This is a genomic window from Streptomyces sp. SLBN-31, assembly GCF_006715395.1.
GTDB lineage: Bacteria > Actinomycetota > Actinomycetes > Streptomycetales > Streptomycetaceae > Streptomyces.
The window spans coordinates 1,865,570-1,884,872 of record NZ_VFNC01000001.1 but is presented as its reverse complement, the minus strand read 5'-3'; the positions used below and the strand labels follow the sequence as shown (position 1 = coordinate 1,884,872).

Below are 19,303 nucleotides of genomic sequence, written 5' to 3'. Positions count from 1 at the left end.
AAGGCCGGGCAGTGGAGCGTCGCCCTGACGAGCGCCGGCCAGCACTACCTGGCACACGGCACGTACCCTCCCCGCGGATCACGCCCGCGGGAGACTCAAGTCGCCGCTCCACGACCCCCGTCCATCCGAGCGCAGGAAAAGTCGCCCACCCAGCGGAAGCCAAGCCCTCCATCACAGCCTCGCGTGACGTTCACGGAGCAGCTGCTGCAAGAACTCGCGGAGGCCGACGGCAGGATCGTCAAGAGCGGCAGCGGTCCCGACTTGGAGAAGTGGCCGTCCCGCGTCGCCGCCGCACGCAGATCCGGAAGGATTCCGGAGACGAAGGAACTGTACGGAAACTGGTGCCGCGACGGGTACGAGATCAAGCTCGTCGACATCCCCGCCTGGCGCCTTGCCGTCCTCGACCCCGTCCCCGTGCCCTCGCGGCTCACTCGGCCGCACACCGTTATCCGGGCCATGCAGAACGAACGCCAGCCGCTCGGCCTGACCAAGCCCGTCCAAGGACGCGCTCTCCGACTCATCCAGGCACTGATCACCACCACCGAGGCCGAAGGACACACCTGCTCGGCCCGGCAAACCGGCTTCGCACCCCCGTCCCATCGCCGCCGCAGGGCACATCCTCATTTCACCATCACCGCACAGGGCCAGCCCGTGGGGATTCTCGTCCTCCAGGAACAGGACCGGACCGAGCACGTCGCCACCGAGAAGGAACTCGCCGAGGCCAAGAAGCACTCCTGGGTCAGAATCCCCCGCTTCGACTACACCCCGTCCGAACGCCTCCGCATCATCCTCAGCGGCGGCCAGCCACACCGGGCGAGCGAATGGGCCGACGCTCCCGGCCACGCCCTCGAAGACCGGCTCGCCGAGATCGCACAGGAGGTCACGCTTCGCGGCCAAGCCGCCGAACGCAGACGCCAGGACGAGGCCGAAGCAGCACGCCAGAAGCACATCCGCTGGGAAGCCGCCATGGAACAAGCCCGCATCCGCTACGCGGAGGCTTACCGCGTCAAGCACCTTGAAGCCCAGGAAGCGGCATGGCGCCACGCCACCCGACTGACCCAATACGTGAGCGCCGTACGCACACGAGTCGAGGCCATGCCACCGGTCCAGGCCAGAACCGAAGCCGAAACATGGATCAGCTGGGCAGCAGCCACCGTGGAGCGCCTCGACCCACTGAACACACCGCCCCAGCTGCCCAACATCCCCAACCCACGGGCCGACGACCTGAAACCCTTCCTCGGGCACTGGAGCCCCTACGGCCCCATCTACTGAACGCCCGCACCGCATCTTCTTGTGCGCCCGCACGACCGCAGTTCAGGAGCTCTTCTCGACCGGTCCAAGGATCGCGGCACACCGATCTGGTGGGTCATAGGAAAGACGTTATAAGGAAGCGGACGAGAAAAAGTGCAGGTCAGACGATGTTTTCCCGCCTCGGAGACGGGCTGCGAGGCGGCCGGAGCGTCAAACGAGCGTCACGAGCGACAGCGCGTCCCTCTTACTGATTGACGTCCTCGAGGGCCGTGCGCACGACATTGACCTGGTGGACCGTCAGGTACCGCAGCAGTTCCTCGCTCGGACAGACACTCGCCGAGATCACTGCAGCCGTCCTGAACCGGCCACCCCGCAAGCAGTGCCGCACGACATGCCGCACAGGGGGTTCTCCCGGAAGTCGGCGCAGCCCGGCACAGCCCGGTGTCCGAGCGGAGCGTGTCGTCCGTCGGATAAGTGGGCTGGTCGGGGGTACAACGGCTGTGGGTTCCTGTAGACGCAGGAGCTGGGGCGGGCCCCGTTCCAGGGCCGCTCCCGAGCGTAGATGAAGGACAAGAGTGGTATGGCCAGCGGCGTCGTGAAGTGGTTCAACTCTGAGAAGGGCTTCGGGTTCATCGCCCAGGATGGCGGCGGCCCGGACGTGTTCGCGCACTACTCCGAGATCCAGGGCAGCGGATACCGGGAGCTGACCGAGGGCGAGCATGTCACCTTCGATATCGGCCAGGGACAGAAGGGTCCACAGGCCCAGAACATCGTGCGCGGCTGAACTCACATGACGATGGGGCGGCTTCCGCGTGGATGGCCGCCCCTTCGTCGCCTTGACAGCTGGATGCCCGCCCCCGCGATCGGTCCGGCAGACGCCGTGCACGACTTTGGGCGACGTGGGGGAATGTGATGCCTGCCAGCATGGGCTGTCGACCCGCTGTCCGTCGCGGCCGTCATGGCCGGGCAGCGGGCCGTCCGCCGCCTTCGGAGTGATCGATCCTGCTCGTGGGACGCCGCTCGCGGACAGCCGACGGATCCCGCCCCTCGTAGATGCGCCGACAGGGGCAGGCGGAATGACCTCCCCCGTGCTGCGGTCGGGGTGTGTGGTGGCATTGGCACGTCGGGCACTGCCGTCAGCCGCAGCCGCGTCTGGAGGGGCTGTGGCGGTCCCGGACCAGGAGGAGGAGGTTCACCTCGTGACCGCTTACGCGAAGGTGACAAGCGCGCTCACCGACCTCATGCTGGTCAGCCATGTCGCGGCGCTGGAGGACCTGCCCGAGATGGTGGCCGCGCACCTTGACGCGGTGGGCCTTCACGAGGTGGCCTTCTTCGTGGTGGACCTGCAGGGGAAGATCCTGCGCCAGGTGACCGGAAGGGGGCCCGACGCCGGAGAAGGCGGCCTGCGGTTCACGGTGCACGGCACCGTGGCCGGCCTGGCCTTCCAGCGCGTGGATCTGGTCACGGAACCGGACCGGACGGGCAGGCGGAACCTGCGCCGGTGGTGGGTACCGATCACCGACGGTGTCGAGCGCCTCGGGGTGCTGCGCGCGGACACCGCGGCCGACGATGAGACCGTCCCCCAAGCGCTGCGGGCCCTGGCGTCGATGGTGGCGCTGCTGCTGCTGAGCAAACGCTCCCACAGCGACTCCTACGCCCGCCTGATCCGTACGGCGCCGATGAGCGTGGCCGCGGAGATGCAGTGGCACCTCACCCCGCCCTCGGCCTTCGCCGGCCGTACCTCCACCGTCGGTGCCGCGTCGGAGCCGGCGTACGAGGTCGGAGGGGACGCCTTCGACTACGCCGTCTCCAGAGACACCCTGCATCTGTCCATATTCGACGCCATGGGACACGACGCCACCGCCGGGCTGACCGCCAACATGGCGGTCGCCACCTGCCGCAACGCCCGCCGCCAGGGCGCCGACCTGGCGGAGACCAGCCAAGCGGTGGAGGAAGCCCTCATCGAGCAGTTCGGCACCAGCCGCTACGTCACCGGCATCCTGGCCGACCTCGACCTGACCACCGGCCGGCTGGAGTGGATCAACCGCGGCCACCACCTGCCCGTACTCATCCGCGACGGTCGGTGGTCGAGCGAGCTGCAATGCCCTCCGGCCGGCCCCATGGGTGTCGCTCTGGGCCTGCCGGTGACCGTCTGCCACGAACAGCTCCAGCCCGGTGACCGGCTGCTGCTCTACACCGACGGAGTCGTCGAAGCCCGCAACAGGAAGAGTGAACTGTTCGGCCTCGACCGCTTCGTCGACTTCGTCGTCCGCCATCACGCCGACCGCCTCACCGTCCACGAGACACTGCGCCGCCTCACCCACGCCGTCCTGGACCACCACGACGGACACCTCGACGACGACGCCACCGTCCTGCTGGCCGAATGGCGCGACACCGGCCAGGACGACCTGACGCCCTGACACAGCGCCGTGGGCGGCAGCGCGGCCCTTGACCAAGAGGTTGACGGAGAGGAAAGGCGATGCCCGGCGAGGAGGGTGCGTTTTCGGCGGCGCTCGGGTCGAGGTGCTCGGCCAGTCGGAGCCGAACGGCTGGAGGTAGTGTGACCGCACTGATGATCTGGGCGGGTGGTGAGCGATGGAGTGGCGCGGGTTTGCCGAGGCGATGGCGGTGCTCGCCCGGGATCTGCTGGCGCAGGATTCGGTGCAGGGGACGCTGGACGAGATCGCGGCGTCGGCGGTGAAGCTGGTGGACGGCTGTGACGCGGCCGGGATCCTGGCGGTGCGCAAGGGCCGAGCCGTGACGGTGTCAGCGTGCGGGGAGATGGTCGAGGAGGCCGATCGCCTGCAGGGGGAACTGGGTGAGGGGCCCTGCTTCGATCTCGCCCGTCATGCCGGTGGTGAGCGCGTGTACCGGATCGCGGACATGACCCAGCCCCAGCCGACCTGGCCGAAGTTCGCCGCGGCGGCACACGAGCTGGGCTTCGGCAGCATGACCGGGGTCCTGCTCTACACCCTCGACGAGGACTTCGGCGCGCTGAACCTGTACGCCCGCAGCCCGGGAGCCTTCACCGAGGAATTCGAGACGGCGAGCTGGCTGCTGGCGTCGCACGCCGCGGTGGCCCTCGCCGACGCCCGCACCATCGACCAGCTCCAGCACGCCATGGAGACCCGGCACGCCATCGGCGAGGCCATGGGCATCCTCATGGAACGCCACCGGCTCAGCGAGAGCGACGCCTTCGACGTGCTGCGCCGGCTCTCCCAGCACCACAACATCAAGCTGCGCGACATCGCTCAGCGGGTCCGCACCGAGCGTCGTGACCGGCTCTGACCAGCTCCACCCGTGATCCACGGGTGACATGCACTCGGCCGTCCGGCGGTTGCCCGGTTTCTTCCGGAGTGACAGGGCACTCCCGGTTCGAGTGAGTGTGAGCGGGCCCGCGTTTTCGGTGGGCGGTGCCGGGGACCCAAGGATCCATGAATCGAAATCCTGGTGCCCCGATCGTCGACAGCTCACTCGCCGTCCTCGCCAAGGGATACGCCTGGCTGCCCGACCGTCGGCGCCGTACCGCCGGACCTCTCGTGCGGGCCCGGCTGATGGGACAGCACGCCGTCGCCGTACACGGCCCCGAAGCAGTGCGGTTCTTCTACGACGAGCGGCATGTGGAGCGAGGGACGGCGCTTCCCGGGCCGGTGCTGAGCACACTGTTCGGTCATGGAGCCGTGCACACCCTGGACGGGCAGGCTCACCGGGTACGCAAGGGGATGTTCCTGTCGCTGCTCACCAGCCCTGAGGCGGTCGCCGGCCTGGTGGAACGAGTCGCCGCGGCGTGGGACGAGGTCGTGGAGTCCTGGCCCGGCCGTCCGTCGGTCGTGCTGTTCGACGAGGCGAGCCGGGTGCTCACCCGAGGTGTCTGCCAGTGGGCCGGGGTCCCCCTGGACGACGCGGGGCCGGTCGCCCGGGACCTGGTCGCCATGGTCGACGGCTTCGCCACGCCGGGACCGCGCCACTGGCGGGCTCGCCGCGCGCGGGCCCGGTGTGAGGCGTGGCTGGGGCGCCTCGTCGAGGACGTGAGGGAAGGGACGGTCACCGCACCGGCCGGGTCGGTGCTGGACGTGGTGGTCCGCCACCGGGACGCCGACGACGGGTTCCTCGACCCGCACACCGCCGCGGTGGAACTCCTCAATGTCATCCGTCCGACGGTGGCGGTGTGCTGGTTCGTCGCCTACGCCGGTCACGCCCTGCGTGCCAGGCCCGACGTCCGGGAGCGGCTGCGCGAGGACGATCCCTCGTACGCCGTGGCGTTCGCCCACGAACTGCGGCGCTTCTACCCCTTCGCCCCCTTCCTCGGCGGCCGGGCCGTCACCGACCTGGAGTGGCGGGGAGAGCCGATCCCGTCCGGCACGCTGATCCTGCTCGACCTGTACGGGCAGAACCACGACCCCGACCTGTGGGGCGAGCCGTACGCCTTCCACCCGGACCGCTTCTTCGATCGGCCGCCGCACCGCGACGAACTCGTCCCGCAGGGCGGCGGCGACCGCACCGCCGGCCACCGCTGCCCCGGTGAGGACATCACGATCGCTCTGCTGGGGACCCTCGGGCCACGGTTGGCACGGCTGGAGTACGACGTGCCCGAACAGGACCTGCGAATCCCCCTGAACCGCGTGCCGAGCCGCGTACGCAGCGGGTTCGTCATCGAATCCGTTCGTGTTCCGGCGCCGGTCCACGGCGCAGGACGGGCGGCGGGCTGACGGCCACGTGGAAAAGGGGCCCGCTCGAAGACCATGGGCGACGATGCCGCGAACTGGTGAACCGCGAGAGCGACACGGTGCTCGTGCGGCTCCGAGGCGGGCCGAGGTGACAGAGCCCAGCGGAGTTGGACCGGACCGCTGTCGCGGCGTGAATGTCGGTCAGATGCGGTGGCGGCCACGCTCCACATCCACGGTCGGCACAAGGGCCACGTCGAGGAACGAGAGGGCCGGGGCCGTACAGTCGGCTGCCTGCGGCGTCCCACGTACTCGCCGGCCCCGAGACGAGTCCCAGCGCCCGTCCCCACGGCATCTCACCACGCGGGCACCTCTACTTACCCGGCCGTGTGCCGGTCCCCGCCCCGCACACGGCCGGGTGTGGGTCAGACGCCCACCGGCCCCCGACTCATCCGCCGCCCTGCGGCAACGGCCGCTCCCGCCAGCGCGGCAGCGACGGCTGTCCTGCGCACCGCGGTGCGCCGCCGCCCGTTCCAGCCGCCGTGCACCGCGCCCTCCCCGGGAGCCGGCACGTGCAGCACTCCGTGCGTGTCCGGGGCCTCTTCGTCGTGGTCGAGGTGGCTCTTGTCCGTCTGCCGCGCCATCACCCGTTCCGCGCGTCCCGGTGCCTTGCGCGCCTGGCGCACCAGTGCGCGGCCCGCGGGGCCGACCACCACTTCACGGCGGGGGTGGCGGGCGAGGTTCACGACGGCCTTGGCGATCCGCTCGGGACTGTAGACGGGCGGCATGGCGACCACCTTGCGCCCGGTGTAGTTGGCCGCCTGCTCGAAGTGGGGGGTGTCGATGGTCGCGGGCATCACGGTGCACACGTGAACGCCTTTCACTCCCTCCACCCGTAGCTGCTGCCGGAGGCTCGATCCAAGCCCTTGGACAGCGTGCTTCGACATGCTGTAGGGGTGGCTGTACGGCTGCGCGACGGCGCCCGCGATGGAGGAGATGTTGATCAGGGTGCCCGTACCCTGCTCCCGCATCACCCGCAGAGCCGCTCGGGCCCCGTACACGTAGCCCATCACATTGACGTCCAGGACCCTGCGGAAGTCCTCGAGCGGTACGTCCTCGAAACGGCCGAAGGCGTTGACGGCCGCGTTGTTGACCCAGACGTCGATCCGGCCGAACTCCTCCACGGCACGCCGCGCCAGATCGTCGACCGCCTTGACGTCCGTCGTGTCGGTCGGCACGACCAGCGTCCGCGCCCCACGGTGCTTCGCGCACTCCCGGGCGGTCGCTTCCAGTGCCTCCTCGCGGCGCGCGGCCAGCACCACGGCGCACCCCTTGCGGGCGAACACCTCGGCCGTGGCCCGTCCGATCCCGCTGGACGAGCCGGTCACCACGACCACCTGGTTCCTCAGTCCCATTCCGTACCTCCTCGGCTCGGCCCCTGCCCGGCCTGTCGTGTCCGGACCCGCCGGCGGACGGGTACCCGGAAGCACCGAGTCACCTCTGCCGGCCATGCCGGTACGAGCCGGAAGGGGCGGGGCGGTCCATGCAGGAAGCGGGCGCTGGACGAGGCGGACATCGGACCGGAGGGCTGCGGGGAAAAGAACCACGCTCCTTACGCCCCCTCGGGTGCGTGTCCGTTCCGGAGCATGCGCAGCACAGCCCGTTCGGCGGGGCCCTGGGTCGCGGGGATGCCGTACGCGCCCTCGTCGCCGAGACGGGGCAGCGCGGCTGCGACCGTCACGCCCTCCTCGTACAACTCGATCACCCGCGGGTTGATGTAGGAAGCCCGGCAGACGGCCGGTGTGTTGCCGAGGTAGCCGGACACCTCGCGCACCGCCCGGGCGATGGCACGGCGCCGGGCGGTCTCGCTGCGTGCGACGGGCTGCGAGACGGCCAGTGCGACGGCGGCCAGGACGGTGGCGTGCCAGGTTCGGAAGTCCTTGGCGGTGATGTCGAGGCCCGTCAGTTCCTTGAGGTACGCGTTGACATCATCACCGCTCACGTCGTGCCAGGCTTGCCGGTCCCAGTAGGCCAGGAGCCGTTCACCGCCGCCCCGGCGCCGCAGCAGCGCGGTGAGGCTGCGGCAGGCGGCAGGGTCCGCGATGGTCTGGACGATCTCCTTGCCGTGCTTACCGGTGTAGGCGAACAGGATCGCGCCGGCCTGGCAGCGGGAGTGCTCTCGCAGCAGCGTGGTGAGGCCGTAGCTGTTGTTCAGTTCGGTGTAGCGGTCGCTGCCGATGCGGAAGAAGCCGAGGTCGAGCAGGCGCACGGCGGTGGCAAGGACCCTCTGCCGGGTCAGTCCGCGGTCGTGCAGATGCCCCTCGACGGCCTCCCGCACCGCGGGCAGGGACTCGGCGACATCCAGCACGTGCTCGTGCTTGGCCTGCTCCTGCTCAGCACGGAACTGCGGGTGGTACAGGTACTGGCGGCGTCCGGCGGCGTCGGTACCGACGGCCTGCAGATGCCCGTTGCGCCGGGTGCAGATCCACACGTCCCACCAGGCCGGCGGTATGACCAGCTCCCGGATACGGGCCAGCTCGTCGGGATCGCGCAGCGGCTCACCGTGGGCGTCGAGGTAACGGAAGCCGCGTCCGTGGCGCAGGCGGCGGTACCCGGGGTCAGTGGGACGGCTGTGGTGAAGACGCACTCCGACCTCCTTGGACGCACTCGAACCTCCTTGGACGCACCTGCCGCGAGGGAGGTGCCGACGCGTACGGTGCACGGCCTGCCGTCCAGTGCTCAGCCGGCGCATGCTCCTCTTTTCTCCTACCCCGTATCCCGGCTTTCCGAGGGACGCCGACCCGGAACCCGCCCACGGATGGGGCCGTGGGGTCCGGGTACTCGTGGAGCCTTGCGCACGGACCTTCCGGAGGGCCGCATGCGCACATCGGCGAGGTGGCGAGGTGACGTTGTCACTGCCTTCCGGCGAATGTGTGGAGATGCACCGATGAGCGAGCAGACACCTTCCGCGGAAGAGCCGGACAGGTACGCCCGGGCGCGGACCGACGAGGAGCCGGGGGCTCATTCCGGTGGGGAGAGCCAGGCACGGGAGCGGGTCCTGCCGGGCACGGCAAGTGCTGCCGGGGGCTACCCGTCACAGAACGGAACGGCACAGGGCGACCCTCTTGCCGGGGTCGAGAAGTCCGCACAGGCCGCACAGGGTGGCGAAGGGCCCGGGCCGGTCACGCGGGAGCATGTGCGGGAGTTGCTCGAAGCCCGCGACGACGGGCCGACCCTCGTCGTTGTGGAGGGCCGGGCCCAAGTGGTGCCCGCCGACGACCTCGGGTCCGGCCGTTACGCCGGTGCCCTTGAGGTCGTCTCCGGCGAGGAGCTCACCCGTCAGGTACCGCCGGGCGCCCGCTCGGAACGCGAACTCGACGCCTTGGCCGCCACTTTGAACACCATGGTGTCGAAACTCGGGGCGTGAGACACCCTGTGTCTCAGCCTGTCCGACGCCCCGTGCCGGGTGCGCCGCCGAGCGCGTCGACGATCTCGGTCACGTTCGCGTAGGAGCCGCTGTCCGGCAGGCTCCGCGCCGCCTCCAGCACGGGGCCGGGCGCGTGGTGCGCCGCCAGGACGTCCAGTACGGTCCGCCGGTCGGCCGGGAAGGCCGTACGGTCCAGGTGGCGTGCCAACTCCCGTCGCAGAGAGTCCGCTTCCGTCTCCGCCCGAGCCCGGTCACGCTCCTCGCCGGGCGGGGGCACCGGTCCGCTCGCGTCAACGCGCAGGTCGTCGTCGGCGGGCGGCTCGGGGTCGTTGCCCTCCTCCGCGTGGGTGGCCCGGCCGGACCGCAGCAGGCCCTCCAGCTCGTGCTTCATCTCGTCGTCCTTGCGCGGACCGACCGGGTTGCTGCCTCGCTCCATTGTCGAACACCTCCGTTTTTCCGAGGGGGCCGTCGTTACCGTCACCGTCCGTCTGCTGTCGTCACCCCGCGGTGGGCTCGTATGTCCAGCGCAGCAGGGCGCCGAGACCGCCGACCGGGATGTCGGCGTCTTCCCTCGACCCCTCGGAACCGTCCGAACCATCCGAGGTCTCCAAAGGATCCGCAGCAGGGACGACCAGTACGTCGGCGGCCGTGACGGCGGCCGAACGCAGCAGCGCGTCGTCGGCGCGTACGGGGACGGGATCGCTCTCGCCCAGGGTCTGCGCGTCGGTGCGGCGCACCGCGACCTGGTCGGGCTGCGCGCCCACCCACGTCTCACGGCCCAGGTCGGATCCTTCGGGCCGGATCAGCAGCGTGTCGATGCGGTGCTCCCGTGCCGCCTCCACCACGGCCGGGACGCCCTCGACCGCGTCCGTCGGCCGGTCGGTGCCCACGCGTCCGGCGCGGAAGCGGTCCAGCGCCTCCTCGACGCGACGGCGGGTGTGCTGGTGCCGGGCCTGCTCGATGGCCTCTTCCAGGGCGGGAGAGGACGAGCCGGCGGCGCGGCCTCCGTGCTCGGTCTCCACCGTGACCGCGCGGACGGCGTCGGGGAGCCTCTCGTGCACCGCGGGCCGTTCGCGGGGATCACCGACCAGCACCACCAGTTCGGCGCCGCACTCCTCGTACGCCGCGCCCAGCGCTTCGGCGATCTCGCCGGCGTTGTGCTCCCAGGTGTTCTCCACCTTGAGCTGGAAGTGCCGCTCTGACCAGTCCGCCGAGGCCGTGCGGTGCACCGGCCGCTGCCGCCCTTCCACCCGCCCGGCGTCCCGCGGCCCGGCCGCCCCGCGCACTTCGAAGTCCGCGCCGGTCCGGTCGATGTACGCCACGAGGCAGGCGGGGTCCTGGCCGCACAGTTCCAACAGCGGGATCAGCCGGGGCAGCACAGCCCAGGACGCGAGATGTCGCTGCGGCGGCCGGGCAAGACGATGGCTGAGCACCACTTCGCCACCGGTGGCGAAGACCACCCGGCCCGCCGGGTCCTCGGCGGGGCTCATGTCGATCAGGACGTCGTGTACCGCCCTGATGGTCTCCGCGTCGGCCCCCTGCCCCTCCAGCGTCCGGCAGACGTCCCGTACGGACAGCTCGCGCCGCTTGGCACCCGACTCGTCGTTCTCGCCGGGGTCGAAGTAGACGGTGGCCCAAGGGCCGGGCCGGTCGAAGAGTGGTTCCAGGAATGACAGTTGCACGTTTCCTCCTCGTTCGTCCCGGTGGGGTCTCGGTCCGGGTGCCCGAGCGGCGGCGAGGGACACCCGGGGCTCCACGCATGCACCGGGGCTCCAGGCATGCAACCGTCGGGTTTGGTTACTCAAGCGGACACGCAAGTGAACCGAAGAGCGAGGAGAGTCCCGTGAGCGGACAGACCTGGCGCCGGGCTTTGGTGACCGGCGGCGCCGGATTCGTCGGGTCGCATCTGTGCGGTCGGCTGCTCGACGCCGGGTGTGACGTCGTATGCCTCGACAACCTGGCCACCGGGTCCCGGAGCAACGTGGCCGTGCTCCAGCAGCAGGCCGGCTTCCGCTTCGTGCGCGCAGACGCCACCGACCCCGCGGCCTGGCAGGCACTGCCCGGCCGCTTCGATGTGGTGCTGCACTTCGCGTGCCCTGCCTCGCCCGCCGACTACCTGCGGCTGCCGCTGGAGACCCTCGACGTCGGCAGCACCGGCACCCGCCTGGCGCTGGAACGCGCCCGGACCGACGGCGCCCGGTTCCTCCTCGCCTCCACTTCCGAGGTGTACGGCGACCCACTGGAGCACCCGCAGCGCGAGACGTACTGGGGCAACGTCAACCCGGTCGGCCCGCGCAGCGTGTACGACGAGTCCAAGCGCTTCGCCGAGGCCCTGGTCACCGCCCACCGCCAGGTGCACGGCACCGACACCGCCATCGTCCGCATCTTCAACACCTACGGCCCGCGCATGCGCACCGGTGACGGACGCGCCGTCCCCGCGTTCATCTCGCAGGCCCTGGACGGCATGCCGCTGACCGTCGCCGGTGACGGCAGCCAGACCCGCTCGCTGTGCTACGTCGACGACACCGTGGACGGCGTCCTGGCCCTGGCGGCCTCCGGTGAACCCGGCCCGGTCAACATCGGCGGCGGTGAGGAGATCACCATGCTCGACCTCGCCCGCCGCATCGTCGAGATCACCGGTTCCTCCTCCCGCATCCGGTTCGTCGAACGTCCGGTCGACGACCCCGGCCGACGCCGCCCCGACACCCGGCTGGCCCGTGAGCGGCTCGGATGGCAGCCGCGCGTGGACTGGACCGAGGGCCTCAAGCGGACGATCGGCTGGTTCTCGCGGTCCGCGGCCGCCTGAGGCAGCGCTTGGCGTGTGAACGCAGCCCCCGCGGCGGCGACACCTATCGTAACAAATCACCACATACCGTGACAGATCTGGCCTATCCCGGGATGAGCTGTCTCCACAGGTTTGAGACAACCGCAGTGCGGCACTCGCCGAGACCAGAGTGACGTCGCACGCCGCCCGGGACGGAGCACCTATGCGCATTCTTGGAATCAACGCCCTGTTCCACGATCCCGCCGCCGCCCTCGTCGTGGACGGCCGCACGGTCGCGGCCGCCGAGGAGGAGCGCTTCAGTCGGCGCAAACACGGCAAACGCCCGGTGCCGTTCTCCGCCTGGGAGCTGCCCGAGCTGTCCGCCCGCTGGTGCCTGGAGCATGCCGGCGTTCGGCCCGAGGAACTGGACGCGGTCACCTACTCCTACGACCCGAAGCTCGCCCGGCCCGCCGCCGACATGGGGCTGGACGACCCCTGGGACCCGATGCGCCAGGACTACGCCCGGCGCGCCCCCGAGTTCCTCGCCGAGGCGCTTCCCGGCCTGGACCCCGAGCGGGTCGTCTTCGTCCCGCACCACGTCGCGCACGCCGCCTCCGCCGGACGCGCCGCGCCGCACCCGGACAGCGCGGTCCTCGTCCTGGACGGCCGTGGCGAGTGCGCCTCCCACCTGGCCGGCCGCTACGACGACGGCAAGCTCGACACGCTCTTCACGCAGCCGCTGCCCCACTCGCTCGGCCTGGTCTACGAGGACCTGACCCAGCACCTCGGCTTCCTGCGCAGCAGCGACGAGTACAAGGTGATGGCGCTCGCCTCCTACGGCAAGCCCCGCTTCCTGCCCCAGCTGCGGCAGTACGTGCACGCCACCGGCGACGGCGGCTTCCGCGCCCACGGCGTCGACTGGGCCGCGCTCGCCCCGCCCCGCGGCAAGAACGAGCCGTGGACCCAGGACCATGCCGACCTGGCCGCCAGCACCCAGGCCGTCCTCGAAGAGGTCCTTTTCGAACTCGTGCACTGGCTGCACCGCGAGGCCGGCGGCGAGGCCCTCGCCCTGGCCGGCGGCGTCGCCCTCAACTGCGTCGCCAACTCCAAGATCGCCGCCCGTGGGCCGTACCGGAACGTCTGGGTACAGCCCGCCGCCGGTGACGCCGGGACCGCGCTCGGCGGGGCCCTGCACCTGGCGGAGAACCCGGAGCCCATGTCCGGCGCCGACCTCGGCCGCGGCTGGAGCGACCAGGAGATCCGCGCCTGGCTTCAGGAGGCCGGCGTGCCGTACGAGGAGCCCTCCGACATCGCCGAGGCTGTCGCCGAGGAGCTGGCCCGGGACGGCGTCGTCGCCTGGTTCCAGGGACGGAGCGAGTACGGGCCGCGCGCCCTGGGCCACCGTTCCCTGCTGGCCCACCCGGGCCGGGCGGAGAACCTGGAGCGGCTGAACCGGGTCAAGGGCCGCGAGGAGTTCCGGCCGGTCGCGCCCATGGTGCTCGCCGAACGCGCCCACGAGCTGTTCTCCGGTGGCCCGCTGCCCAGCCCGTACATGCTGTTCGTGCACGACGTCGCGGACCGGTGGCGCGACCGTATCCCGGCCGTCGTGCACGTCGACGGCACCGCCCGCATCCAGACCGTCGACGCCCGCCAGGAGCCGCTCGTGGCGCGCATGTTGAGCTCCTTCGAGGAGCGCACCGGGCTGCCCGTCGTGGTCAACACCAGCCTGAACACCGCCGGGCGACCCATGGTCGACGACCCGCGTGACGCCCTGGAGTGCTTCGGCTCGGCTCCCGTGGACCTGCTTGCCATCGGACCCTTCGTGGTGCGCCGGGGCGTGATGTTCGGGAGGGCCTGACCCATGACCGCGTACGCCGTCGTCATCCCCACCCTGGTCCGCGACACGCTCGCCGACTGCCTGACCGCACTGGCCGCCGCGACCGGTCCGAAGCCCGAGGAGATCGTCCTCGTCGACGACCGGCCCGAGCCCGAGCCGGACCCCGACGCGCTGGAACACCCGCTGAGCGTTCTAGGCGAGCTGCGCGAGCGCACCCTGGTGATCCACAGTGGCGGGCGCGGGCCCGCCGCCGCCCGCAACAGCGGAGCGCGCGCGGTCACGGCACCCTGGGTCGCCTTCCTCGACGACGACGTAAAGGTCGGACCGCACTGGTGCGACCAGCTCTCCCAGGACCTGGCGGAAGCCAGCCCCGAGACCGGCGGCGTGCAGGGCGTCATCGCCGTGCCGCTTCCGGGTGAGCGCCGCCCAACCGACTGGGAGCGCGGCACCGCGGGACTGGCTCAGGCGCGCTGGATCACCGCCGACATGGCGTTTCGCGCAGAGGCGCTGAAGCAGGTGGGCGGCTTCGACGAGCGGTTCCGGCGGGCCTTCCGCGAGGACGCCGACCTCGCCCTGCGGGTGCTGGACGCCGGATGGCGGATCCGGCAGGGGCGGCGCACCACCCAGCACCCGGTGCGGCCCGCCGACCGCTGGGTGTCACTGCGAGCCCAGCGGGGCAACGCCGACGACGCCCTCATGCGGCGCCTTCACGGACCCGGCTGGTGGCACCGGGCCATGGCACCGCGCGGCCGGCTGCGCAACCATCTCGCGGTCACGGCCACCGGCCTGGCCGCCTGCGCCCTCGCCCTGACCGGGCACCGCCGGGCCGCCGCGGCGGCAGCGCTCAGCTGGGCCGCCGGCACCGGCGAGTTCGCCTGGGCGCGCATCGCGCCCGGCCCGCGCACCCGGCACGAGGTCAACACCATGCTCGCCACCAGCGTGCTCATCCCGCCCGCGGCCACCTGGCACTGGTTCAGCGGCATGTGGCGCCACCGCGACGCCGCCCCCTGGCTGGAGGTGGCGCCGTGAACGAGATCGACCTCGTGCTGTTCGACCGCGACGGCACCCTCGTCCATGACGTTCCCTACAACGGCGACCCCGACCTGGTCCGCCCGGTCGGCGGCGCCCGCCGGGCGCTCGACCTGCTGCGCGCCCGGGGCATCGGCACCGGCGTGGTCACCAACCAGTCCGGCATCGCGCGCGGGCTGCTCTCCACCGCCGACGTCCGCCGGGTCAACGAGCGGATCGACGAGCTGCTCGGCCCCTTCGACGTGTGGGCCGTCTGCCCGCACGGCCCCGAGGACGGCTGCCACTGCCGCAAGCCCCGTCCCGGCATGATCCTTCTGGCCGCCGACCGGCTGCGCACCCCGCCGGAGCGGATCGCCGTGATCGGTGACATCGGCGCCGACGTCGAGGCCGCCCGCCGGGCCGGTGCCCTCGGCGTCCTCGTCCCCACCGTGCAGACCCGGCCGGAGGAGATCGCGGCTGCTGGACACGTGGCACCCGACCTGTCCACCGCCGTGCGGGCGGTGCTGTCCGGACGGCTGCCGCTCGGCCGGGGCCTCACCGAGGAGCGGCCCGTGGAGGCCGCCTACGGCACCACCGGGAGGATCCGATGAGAGCCCTCGTGGCCCGCCTGGACAGTTTTGGCGACGTGCTGCTCGCCGGGCCCGCGATCCGTGCTGTAGCCGCTCGGGCCAACCACGTCACCGTCCTGTGCGGCCGGCTCGGCGCCCCCGCCGCCCGTATGCTGCCGGGCGTCGACGACGTCCTCGTCTGGGACGCGCCCTGGGTGGGCCTCACGCCCCCGGCGGTCGGCCGCGGAGAGGTCGAGCTGCTCGTCGACACGATCGACGCCGACGCGGCGCTGGTCCTCACCTCCTTCCACCAGTCCCCGCTGCCCACAGCGCTGTTGCTGCGCCTGGCCGGCGTGGCGCACATCGCCGCCGACAGCGTGGACTACCCCGGCTCGCTGCTCGACGTACGCCACCAGCGCGCCCCGCACGCCCATGAGGTGGAAGCCGCGCTCGACCTCGCCCAGGCCGCGGGCTTCCCCCGCGTCGACGACGGCCGGCTGCGCGTGCTGCCCCCGCCCAACGCCCTCCGGCTGACCGGCCCTGAGCCGTACGTCGTGCTGCATCCCGGTGCCAGCGTCCCCGCCCGGGCCTGGAGCCGGCAGCGGTGCGCCGAGGCGGTGCGTGAACTCGCGGCGGCCGGACAGCGGGTCGTGGTGACCGGCGGCCGGGGGGAGCGCGAGCTGACCGCGTACGTCGCCGGTGAGCACGGTCTCGACCTCGGCGGCCGTACCGACGCCGCGGAACTGGCCGGCGTGCTCGCCGGGGCGCGGGCCGTCGTCACCGGCAACACCGGGCCCGCCCATCTCGCCGCCGCCGTCGGCACCCCCGTCGTCTCCCTGTTCGCCCCGGTCGTCCCGGCCGAGCGCTGGCGGCCCTACGGCGTCCCGTACGTGCTGCTCGGCGACCAGGGCGCGCCTTGCGCGGACAGCCGCGCCCGGCAGTGCCCGGTGCCCGGCCATCCGTGCCTGGAGTCGGTGAGCGCCGAGGATGTGGTGGCCGCCGTGGAGAAGGTGATGGTCGCGGAATGAGGATCCTGATCTGGCACGTGCACGGGTCGTGGACCACGGCCTTCGTGCAGGGCCCGCACACCTACGTCGTCCCCGTCACCCCGGACCGCGGGCCCGACGGTCTCGGCCGTGCCCGCACCTTCGACTGGCCTCAGTCGGTGATCGAGCTCCCGCCGGAGCGGCTGCGGGACGCGGACATCGACGTGGTGATCCTGCAACGCCCGCACGAGTACACCCTCGTGGAGCAGTGGCTGGGCCGGCGGCCGCCCATGGTGTACCTGGAGCACAACGCCCCCCACGGCTCCCCCGGAGTACCGGACACCCGGCACCCGGCCGCCGACCTGCCCGGCGTGCCGCTGGTCCATGTCACCCACTTCAACCGCCTGATGTGGGACGCCGGGAACACCGAGACCACCGTCATCGAACACGGCATCGTCGACCCCGGTCCCCTGTGGACCGGCGAGATCCCGCACGCGGCCGTCGCCGTCAACGAGCCGATCCGGCGCGGCCGTACGACCGGCACCGATCTGCTGCCCACATTCGCCGAGGCGGCTGCGCTGGACGTCTTCGGCATGAGGACCGCCGGCCTCGCCGGCCACCTGGGTCTCACGCCCGAGCGCTGCCGTTCACATGAACTCGTCCAACGCGAGCTGCACCTGGCGATGGCCAGGCGCCGCCTCTACCTCCATCCGGTCCGCTGGACGTCACTGGGTCTGTCCCTGCTGGAAGCGATGCACCTGGGCATGCCCGTGGTCGCGCTGGCGACCACGGAGGTGACCGAGGCCGTGCCGCCCGGCGCCGGAGTGGTCTCCAACCGCATCGATGTACTGACCGATGCCGTCCGCGACTTCGTCGCCGACCCGCTGCACGCACGCACGGTCGGCGAGAGAGCACGCGCGGCGGCGCTCGCCCGCTACGGACTGTCCCGCTTCCTGGACGACTGGGAGCGGCTGCTGAAGGAGGTGACCCGATGAGGATCGCCATGGTGTCCGAGCACGCGAGTCCGCTCGCCGCGCTCGGCGGTGTCGACGCCGGTGGCCAGAACGTGTATGTCGCCCGCCTCTCGGAGGAGTTGGCGCGTCGTGGCCACGACGTCACCGTCTACACCCGGCGTGACTCCGCCGACCTGCCTGACCGTGTGCCCCTGCCCGGCGGCGCCGTCGTCGAGCATGTGCCCGCCGGGCCACCCGAGGCCATACCCAAGGACGCCCTGTTCGAGCACATGCCCGCCTTCGCCGTCCACCTGTCCCGGGTCTGGCTGCGGGAGCGGCCCGACGTGGTGCACGCCCACTTCTGGATGTCCGGCATGGCATCCCAGATCGGCGCCCACCCGCATGGCATCCCCGTCATCCAGACGTTCCACGCTCTGGGCACCGTCAAGCGACGCCACCAGGGCCGGGACGACACCAGCCCGATCGAACGCATCGGCATCGAACGTCAGATAGCCCATACGTGCGAGCGGATCCTGGCGACCTGCACCGACGAGGTTCAGGAGCTCGCTGCCATGGGGGTGTCCTCCAGCCGGGTGTCCGTGGTGCCGTGCGGCGTCGACGCCGACCACTTCCACCCCGGGGCGGACACCGCCGACGCCCCCGCGCGCGAGCAGCGGCACCGGCTGCTCGCCTGCGGCCGGCTGGTCCCCCGCAAGGGGTACGACCAGGCGATCCGCGCCCTCACCAGGATCCCGGACACCGAACTCCTCATCGCCGGCGGCCCGCCCTCCGACCGGCTGAACACCGAACCCGAGGCCCGGCGGCTGCTGAAACTGGCCGAGGAGCAGGGCGTGGCCGACCGGGTGCGCCTGCTCGGCGCCGTCGAACCGCGCCGGATGCCGGCGCTCATGGCCGGCGCGGACCTGGTCCTGTGCACTCCCGTCTACGAGCCCTTCGGCATCGTTCCGCTGGAGGCCATGGCCTGCGGGACACCCGTCGTCGCCACCGCCGTCGGTGGCCACCGGGACACCGTCGCCGACAGGCGCACCGGACGGCTCGTGCCGCCGGGCGACGCCCCGGCGATCGCCGACGCCGCGCGCGACCTGCTCGGACACGAGCGCAGGCGCCGCCGCTTCGCCGCGGCCGGCCGCGAGCGTGTGCTGGCCCGCTACACCTGGCGGCGCGTCGCGGACGGAGCGGAACAGGTCTACCGGCAGACCGCCCTGGGCCGTGAACTGCGTACGGAGGTCGCCTGATGAGCACCCACGCCGAATCGTCCGTCACCGCGCACTGCGACGAACTGCTCGACGCCCTGGTCCGGTTCCGTGAACGGGCCCATTTCACCGAGCGGTGGGGCGGGCAACTCGCCGCCGTTCTCTGCGGTGGCGGTCGGCTGCTGGCCGCCGGCAACGGCGGCAGCGCGGCCCAGGCCCAGCACCTGACCGCCGAACTCGTCGGCCGCTACCGCGACGACCGCCCGCCGTTCTCCGCGATCGCCCTGCACGCCGACACCTCCTCCACCACCGCCATCGCCAACGACTACGGCGTCGACGAGGTGTTCGCCCGCCAGGTCCGCGCCCACGGCCGCCCCGGCGACATCCTGATGCTGCTGTCCACCTCCGGCGCCAGCGCCAACCTGCTGGCCGCCGCCGACGCCGGACGCGCGGCGGGCCTGACCGTCTGGGCGCTGACCGGCCCGGCCCCCAACCCTCTGGTGGCCTGCAGCGACGAGGCACTGTGCGTGTCGGGCTCCTCCACCGCGACCGTCCAGGAACTCCACCTGGTGGCGGTGCACATGGTGTGCGAGGCGTTCGACGCGGCCGTGGAGAGGAACGGGAGGTGAC

At 71.8% G+C, this 19,303-nt stretch carries 18 protein-coding genes; 14 read left to right on the top strand and 4 right to left on the bottom strand.

Translation table 11 applies throughout. The features are described from left to right. Window positions 1–183 precede the first annotated feature (183 nt). The 5 genes from FBY22_RS44750 to FBY22_RS08630 all read left to right on the top strand — a co-directional run bounded on the left by FBY22_RS44750 (window position 184) and on the right by FBY22_RS08630 (window position 5,960). Window positions 184–1,272: a hypothetical protein gene (locus tag FBY22_RS44750; protein WP_260844755.1), complete on the top strand. Its 1,089-nt coding sequence runs from the start codon at window positions 184–186 to the stop codon at window positions 1,270–1,272. 559 nt (window positions 1,273–1,831) lie between these two features. Further along, window positions 1,832–2,035, top strand: coding sequence for a cold-shock protein (locus FBY22_RS08645; protein WP_142143814.1), 204 nt, complete (start codon window positions 1,832–1,834; stop codon window positions 2,033–2,035). Between the two features lie 457 nt (window positions 2,036–2,492). Next, on the top strand, window positions 2,493–3,671 hold the full coding sequence (locus FBY22_RS08640) for a PP2C family protein-serine/threonine phosphatase (RefSeq protein ID WP_142147457.1): 1,179 nt from the start codon (window positions 2,493–2,495) through the stop codon (window positions 3,669–3,671). Between the two features lie 175 nt (window positions 3,672–3,846). Beyond that, window positions 3,847–4,539: a GAF and ANTAR domain-containing protein gene (locus tag FBY22_RS08635; protein ID WP_142143812.1), complete on the top strand. Its 693-nt coding sequence runs from the start codon at window positions 3,847–3,849 to the stop codon at window positions 4,537–4,539. A 146-nt stretch (window positions 4,540–4,685) separates the two neighbouring features. After that, window positions 4,686–5,960, top strand: coding sequence for a cytochrome P450 (locus FBY22_RS08630; RefSeq protein WP_142143810.1), 1,275 nt, complete (start codon window positions 4,686–4,688; stop codon window positions 5,958–5,960). A gap of 380 nt (window positions 5,961–6,340) precedes the next feature. Here FBY22_RS08630 and FBY22_RS08625 read toward each other — a convergent pair whose 3' ends face one another. Further along, window positions 6,341–7,330, bottom strand: coding sequence for an SDR family oxidoreductase (locus FBY22_RS08625; RefSeq protein WP_142143808.1), 990 nt, complete (start codon window positions 7,328–7,330; stop codon window positions 6,341–6,343). A gap of 197 nt (window positions 7,331–7,527) precedes the next feature. Then, the gene (locus FBY22_RS08620) at window positions 7,528–8,562 is read right to left on the bottom strand and encodes a DNA topoisomerase IB (RefSeq protein ID WP_142143806.1); all 1,035 of its coding nucleotides are present in this window, start codon (window positions 8,560–8,562) and stop codon (window positions 7,528–7,530) included. Window positions 8,563–8,862: 300 nt separating this feature from the next. Between FBY22_RS08620 and FBY22_RS44745 the strand changes: the two genes are divergently transcribed. Beyond that, window positions 8,863–9,342, top strand: a complete 480-nt coding sequence (locus tag FBY22_RS44745; RefSeq protein WP_260844753.1) for a hypothetical protein — start codon at window positions 8,863–8,865, stop codon at window positions 9,340–9,342. Window positions 9,343–9,355: 13 nt separating this feature from the next. Here FBY22_RS44745 and FBY22_RS08605 read toward each other — a convergent pair whose 3' ends face one another. Then, window positions 9,356–9,778, bottom strand: coding sequence for a DUF2795 domain-containing protein (locus tag FBY22_RS08605; protein ID WP_142143804.1), 423 nt, complete (start codon window positions 9,776–9,778; stop codon window positions 9,356–9,358). A gap of 61 nt (window positions 9,779–9,839) precedes the next feature. Further along, a complete protein-coding gene (locus tag FBY22_RS08600) occupies window positions 9,840–11,024 on the bottom strand; it encodes a Vms1/Ankzf1 family peptidyl-tRNA hydrolase (protein WP_142143802.1) in 1,185 nt (394 codons plus the stop codon). A gap of 161 nt (window positions 11,025–11,185) precedes the next feature. Between FBY22_RS08600 and FBY22_RS08595 the strand changes: the two genes are divergently transcribed. The 8 genes from FBY22_RS08595 to FBY22_RS08560 all read left to right on the top strand — a co-directional run bounded on the left by FBY22_RS08595 (window position 11,186) and on the right by FBY22_RS08560 (window position 19,302). After that, window positions 11,186–12,148 (top strand): NAD-dependent epimerase/dehydratase family protein, encoded by a 963-nt coding sequence (locus FBY22_RS08595; protein ID WP_260844752.1) that lies wholly within the window; start codon window positions 11,186–11,188, stop codon window positions 12,146–12,148. A 181-nt stretch (window positions 12,149–12,329) separates the two neighbouring features. Further along, entirely contained in the window at window positions 12,330–13,964 is a 1,635-nt protein-coding gene (locus tag FBY22_RS08590) for a carbamoyltransferase C-terminal domain-containing protein (RefSeq protein WP_142143799.1), read from the top strand. Between the two features lie 3 nt (window positions 13,965–13,967). Next, a complete protein-coding gene (locus tag FBY22_RS08585; protein ID WP_142143797.1) occupies window positions 13,968–14,972 on the top strand; it encodes a glycosyltransferase family 2 protein in 1,005 nt (334 codons plus the stop codon). After that, entirely contained in the window at window positions 14,969–15,562 is a 594-nt protein-coding gene (locus FBY22_RS08580) for an HAD-IIIA family hydrolase (protein ID WP_142143794.1), read from the top strand. Before FBY22_RS08585 ends, FBY22_RS08580 begins: the two co-directional genes overlap by 4 nt. Beyond that, a complete protein-coding gene (locus FBY22_RS08575; RefSeq protein ID WP_142143793.1) occupies window positions 15,559–16,548 on the top strand; it encodes a glycosyltransferase family 9 protein in 990 nt (329 codons plus the stop codon). The genes FBY22_RS08580 and FBY22_RS08575 overlap by 4 nt, the downstream gene beginning before the upstream one ends. Further along, window positions 16,545–17,501, top strand: coding sequence for a glycosyltransferase (locus FBY22_RS08570; protein WP_142143791.1), 957 nt, complete (start codon window positions 16,545–16,547; stop codon window positions 17,499–17,501). The genes FBY22_RS08575 and FBY22_RS08570 overlap by 4 nt, the downstream gene beginning before the upstream one ends. After that, window positions 17,498–18,715, top strand: a complete 1,218-nt coding sequence (locus FBY22_RS08565; protein ID WP_142143789.1) for a glycosyltransferase — start codon at window positions 17,498–17,500, stop codon at window positions 18,713–18,715. The genes FBY22_RS08570 and FBY22_RS08565 overlap by 4 nt, the downstream gene beginning before the upstream one ends. After that, entirely contained in the window at window positions 18,715–19,302 is a 588-nt protein-coding gene (locus tag FBY22_RS08560; protein WP_142143787.1) for an SIS domain-containing protein, read from the top strand. The genes FBY22_RS08565 and FBY22_RS08560 overlap by 1 nt, the downstream gene beginning before the upstream one ends. Window position 19,303: the final 1 nt, after the last annotated feature.

What these genes read in the sequence shown, in the direction of transcription:
- FBY22_RS08630 (WP_142143810.1), top strand. Translation starts at nt 4,686, where the DNA reads ATGAATCGAAATCCTGGTGCCCCGATCGTCGACAGCTCACTCGCCGTC.
- FBY22_RS08570 (WP_142143791.1), top strand. Translation starts at nt 16,545, where the DNA reads ATGAGGATCCTGATCTGGCACGTGCACGGGTCGTGGACCACGGCCTTC.
- FBY22_RS08645 (WP_142143814.1), top strand. Translation starts at nt 1,832, where the DNA reads ATGGCCAGCGGCGTCGTGAAGTGGTTCAACTCTGAGAAGGGCTTCGGG.
- FBY22_RS08605 (WP_142143804.1), bottom strand. Translation starts at nt 9,778, where the DNA reads ATGGAGCGAGGCAGCAACCCGGTCGGTCCGCGCAAGGACGACGAGATG.
- FBY22_RS08585 (WP_142143797.1), top strand. Translation starts at nt 13,968, where the DNA reads ATGACCGCGTACGCCGTCGTCATCCCCACCCTGGTCCGCGACACGCTC.
- FBY22_RS08560 (WP_142143787.1), top strand. Translation starts at nt 18,715, where the DNA reads ATGAGCACCCACGCCGAATCGTCCGTCACCGCGCACTGCGACGAACTG.
- FBY22_RS08640 (WP_142147457.1), top strand. Translation starts at nt 2,493, where the DNA reads ATGCTGGTCAGCCATGTCGCGGCGCTGGAGGACCTGCCCGAGATGGTG.
- FBY22_RS44745 (WP_260844753.1), top strand. Translation starts at nt 8,863, where the DNA reads ATGAGCGAGCAGACACCTTCCGCGGAAGAGCCGGACAGGTACGCCCGG.
- FBY22_RS08590 (WP_142143799.1), top strand. Translation starts at nt 12,330, where the DNA reads ATGCGCATTCTTGGAATCAACGCCCTGTTCCACGATCCCGCCGCCGCC.
- FBY22_RS08575 (WP_142143793.1), top strand. Translation starts at nt 15,559, where the DNA reads ATGAGAGCCCTCGTGGCCCGCCTGGACAGTTTTGGCGACGTGCTGCTC.
- FBY22_RS08565 (WP_142143789.1), top strand. Translation starts at nt 17,498, where the DNA reads ATGAGGATCGCCATGGTGTCCGAGCACGCGAGTCCGCTCGCCGCGCTC.
- FBY22_RS08635 (WP_142143812.1), top strand. Translation starts at nt 3,847, where the DNA reads ATGGAGTGGCGCGGGTTTGCCGAGGCGATGGCGGTGCTCGCCCGGGAT.
- FBY22_RS08625 (WP_142143808.1), bottom strand. Translation starts at nt 7,330, where the DNA reads ATGGGACTGAGGAACCAGGTGGTCGTGGTGACCGGCTCGTCCAGCGGG.